Source organism: Providencia sp. JGM181 (assembly GCF_018257375.1).
Lineage (GTDB): Bacteria > Pseudomonadota > Gammaproteobacteria > Enterobacterales > Enterobacteriaceae > Providencia > Providencia lanzhouensis.
On sequence record NZ_JAERJY010000221.1, the window covers coordinates 1 to 3,297 of the forward strand.

A 3,297-nucleotide genomic window follows, 5' to 3' on the forward strand; every position below is an offset into this window, starting at 1 on the left:
ATGCTATAAATATTGGATAAATAAAAATGCTTAAAATAGAAGATGTCTTTGGGGTTAGTGGAAAACAAGTTGAAAGTTACATCGAACGTGAGCATGTTGATGCAAAGCTAATAGATGCATTAAGAACAGAGAAGCAAATTATAGTTTATGGTGCGTCAAAGCAAGGAAAGACAGCCTTGGTTAAAAAGTATATTAGCTATGATGACCATATTTTGATTAGTTTATCACCTGCACATACTTTAAAGCAGATATATCAAGCAATACTTAGAAAATGTAATGTTGTGCTTAAGACTTCTTACTCAGAAGGTACAGGAGAAAAAAGTAAGGTTACTGGAAAAGCATCAATTCAAGGAGCTGTAGCACTGATTGCTAAAGCAAGTGCATCTCTCGCGATACAAGATGAAAAAAACACAAGCAATATAGAAAACTACGATGAAATTGAGTTTAATTTAGAGTTGCCTGATGATATTGCACATTTGATTCATCATGTTGGTAGCAAGAAAATTATTATACTTGAAAATTTTCACTACCTTCCAGAGGAAATACAAAGAGCATTTTCTTTTGATCTTCGTACATTTAATGACCTGAAAGTACGGTTTATTATACTAGGGGTATGGAAAGAGGCTAACCGACTCACCCAATTTAATGGGGAACTACAAGATAGAATTAGTGAAATACCTGTTGAACCGTGGCTGGAGGACGATTTTAGAAGCATAGCAAGGAAAGGTGGGAATCTATTAAATATAGAAATTACACCTGTGATTATTGAAAAGTGTATATCCAATTCGTTCGGAAGTGTTGGTGTTTTTCAAGAGTTATTAAAGGGCTCATGTATTGCGGATGGTATTCTCACAAAACAAGAAACAATAAAACACTTCATTAATATAGATGCTGTTGACACTGCAATAGAGATAAAAACTAGTGAATATTCTGGGCGTCATTTACGAAACTTAGAAACTATAGCTGTTGCGAATAGCTCATCTATAACTAAAGGCGGTCCTTTGCCATATTTTCTAAATTATTATATCGTAATACATATTCTTACCTTAGGATATCATGGTTTAAATGGCGGAGTTAGCAAAGAAAATATCCTTCATGCAATAAAACAAACACATCACAGAAAGGATGAACTAAAAGGACACCAGTTGGTTACGACTTTAAAGGCTCTTACAGGGTTACAAGCTAATAAAGGAATAACTCCTCCAGTAATTGCGTATGATTCAAATTCTCGACAATTAAAGGTTGTAGATTCTACTTTTTACTTCTTTTTGAAAAATGCAAATTTAGAGGAAGTTAAGTCAGAAATACCTTGCCCAATGGATGGATTAGATGTATAGCTTCAAATTTAGTTCTTAGCTTGCTTTGAGCGAGGGCATCAAACTAAATTGTTAGCTCTCTCTTATATTCCATTTTTCAATAGTTTATCTGTTTATATTTACACTACCATCTAAGAATATTAAAATTATTGCTAGTATAGTCTACTACATTATCGAATAGTTAATTAAGTAACGTCCGTCATTGGTAATGAGAGACCTATCAGATTAGAGCTAATCAATAGCTTAAACATGTCCGGTTAATTCTGAATTAATATAACTCAGCCTAAAATTATCAAAACTGAATAACCATTGATTACTAAATTTATAACATCCATTCCCGCTTTAAAAACCAAGATATCACCAATAACCTGTTCTTTTGAGCCCATACAGATTTTATAGCCAGCACTATGACAGCGAACAGTCCTCTATGTGCACGTATAGTGCACATGATTGACCTCTTATAAAAATACCCTTTAATAATCAATAAACTGAAAAATTCCGGATGCGGATTCAACTCCCGCCAGCCTGAAAAGCCCGCCAATTCATCATTAGCGGGCTTTTTTATATCCTGCGCAGCCTAATATAACCTAACTACCACAACCACTTTAGACTGCCTCCAACAACCCATCAATGATGCATCATTTCATGCACAATATCCTTACCGCTCATAGAATATGGATAATACGTTGGCCAATTATCTAATTGAGTCAATAAAGCCTCTTGAGATTCATTTCCCATATAGAGATGAAAATGCCCAGCTTTTTCTGGCGCAATAATATGATCACTAAATTGAATAAACTTAGGGGCTTGGCTATCTTTATCCTTACACTCAAATAAATAACGGACGCCCTTCTTACCTGAAGAATAATTTAAAACTCGGTAACCCGCGTAATCATATTGGCACTGAGAGACTTTATCCCCTCGGTGAAATTCAATAATATTATTCTCAATGCCAATCATATCCACATCAGTTTTATACCCTTTGGCATAATAATCTCGATATTCTTGCGCTGTTTTATCCTTATTCTTTGCAGCCTTATTCTGCATTACGGGATCTAACGTTCCATTAGCAAGATAAGGCTCCACAGATTGCCAAACACCGTCCCAATCACTCAATTGACGGTCTTTAACATCACTATTATCAAAAATACCTTTTGCAGCATTGCGTTGTGCTTCCGTTTGCGGCTTATCATGATGATGTTCATGCGCCATCGCTGTGTAACTGAATAAACTAGTAAGCACAAGCAATGAAAGAATATTTTTTACCATCATTTTTCTTCTCTCGTTTGAACAAAATTCCCAAAACGCTTATTAAAGCGAGCAACATTCCCTTCCTGTGAATGGGTTTTCTGTTTCCCTGTATAAAACGGGTGTGAATGAGAGGACACATCGAGAAGAACATATGGATAACTTTGCCCTTCAAACTCAACAGTTCTCTCTGTTTTTATCGTCGACCCAACTTTGAAATACACATCAGCAGCGGTATCGTGAAAAATCACTGTCCGATAATCCGGATGAATATTCGGCTTCATAGCCCCTCCAATTGTTATGTTATAATATAACAATAATATTTTTTTTCATCGTTGACTACTCTTTTTTGGCCTTAATATTTGTATGGTTTATTCAGTTTATTGTTGGCTGATGATTAAAAATACCAAACAGTACGATCGGAAAGCCAAACGAGGACGATGAAACAAATCCAAAGTTGATGGTAAAAATTGCAGTCAATGATGAGTAATGAAAGCGTTTAATGATCAATAGCAATTCATTTTTATAAGAAGAGAATTAAGGTAGAAGCAATTCTAAACTCACGATTTTGATAACAATTAATACTCCGCTATCGCCCTACCCATAGAAAATTCACCGTTCAAAACATCATGTTAACTATATATTTCTCATCAAGGGCTCCAACTTGACAGTATTTAATCCGACATAACTACTATTAAGTTACTATTTAGATAAAACAACTGTATTTTTGAAT

The 3,297-nt window shown here is 34.9% G+C and carries 3 protein-coding genes; 1 reads left to right on the forward strand and 2 read right to left on the reverse strand.

Features of this window, described 5'->3' with window-relative positions:
* Positions 1-26: 26 nt before the first annotated feature.
* The gene (locus JK188_RS16860; protein WP_154600020.1) at positions 27-1,337 is read left to right on the forward strand and encodes a hypothetical protein; all 1,311 of its coding nucleotides are present in this window, start codon (positions 27-29) and stop codon (positions 1,335-1,337) included.
* 606 nt (positions 1,338-1,943) lie between these two features.
* On the opposite strand, the gene zinT is transcribed toward JK188_RS16860, so the two are convergent.
* Complete coding sequence (gene zinT / locus JK188_RS16865) at positions 1,944-2,585, reverse strand: metal-binding protein ZinT (RefSeq protein ID WP_410431442.1); 642 nt, start codon at positions 2,583-2,585, stop codon at positions 1,944-1,946.
* A complete protein-coding gene (locus tag JK188_RS16870; RefSeq protein ID WP_036951056.1) occupies positions 2,585-2,848 on the reverse strand; it encodes a type B 50S ribosomal protein L31 in 264 nt (87 codons plus the stop codon). Before JK188_RS16870 ends, zinT begins: the two co-directional genes overlap by 1 nt.
* Positions 2,849-3,297 lie beyond the last annotated feature (449 nt).